At 58.3% G+C, this 681-nt stretch carries 2 protein-coding genes; one reads left to right on the forward strand and one right to left on the reverse strand.

What is annotated here, in order from left to right; translation table 11 throughout:
- The coding region (locus tag AC1DF4_RS19160) for a helix-turn-helix domain-containing protein (RefSeq protein ID WP_476914356.1) at positions 1 to 274 on the forward strand (274 nt) is incomplete at its 5' end.
- A gap of 103 nt (positions 275 to 377) precedes the next feature.
- Here AC1DF4_RS19160 and AC1DF4_RS19165 read toward each other — a convergent pair.
- On the reverse strand, positions 378 to 681 hold a 304-nt coding region (locus AC1DF4_RS19165), incomplete at its 5' end, for a hypothetical protein (protein WP_476914357.1).

Genomic DNA, 681 nt, shown 5'->3' on the forward strand with positions numbered 1-681 from the left:
GCTTGATACTGCTGTGAATCTGTGTAAAGTGCCTGACATGGGTATGGGACAATTCAAGGCTCCGAAGCTGGAACGCGACCAGGACAACGCGCGTAAAAGTCTCATTCTTCGCGGCTCCGAGTTGGATGATGCCCTCGATGCTGTCACCCGGTGCAAGGATCGGCTGCGTTCTGTCGTTGTCGCTGCGGCTGCCGTTGGCCTGACTGAGGTTGAAATTGCCCGTCTTGCCGGGATCTCCCGGCCTACTGTTCGTGACTGGCTGGGCAAAACGTAGCCAAAAAAAACCGGCCCATGTGCGGAAACACTGGGCCGGTCAGCACTTCCCAAACTCGCTCAAAAGTTTTTTTACTACAGGAAGGGTGCTTGCATTGACAAGCTTACCGGCAAAGGCGCACCGAAAGACAGTAGCTCGGCAGTCCCGTCGTCGCGCCCGGTACACTGCCCGTCGTTTCCAGGGGTTCCATTCCTCGCTTAAGCGGGTCCGCTACTGCGGTCGTGATGCCGTCAAGGGCCAGTCTGTCGTTATCAAGGCGTCCGGTGTCGGTGATGATCGTCTTGCCGGTGTCGGCAACGTGCAGCACTGCGGTTCCGTTTGGGCTTGCCCTGTCTGCTCCCACAAAATCAATGCCGTCCGCGCGCAGGACATAGCTGCTGCCGTCTCCGCGTGGCACACTCCCGCTT

Source organism: Arthrobacter sp. 05N429 (genome assembly GCF_056397045.1).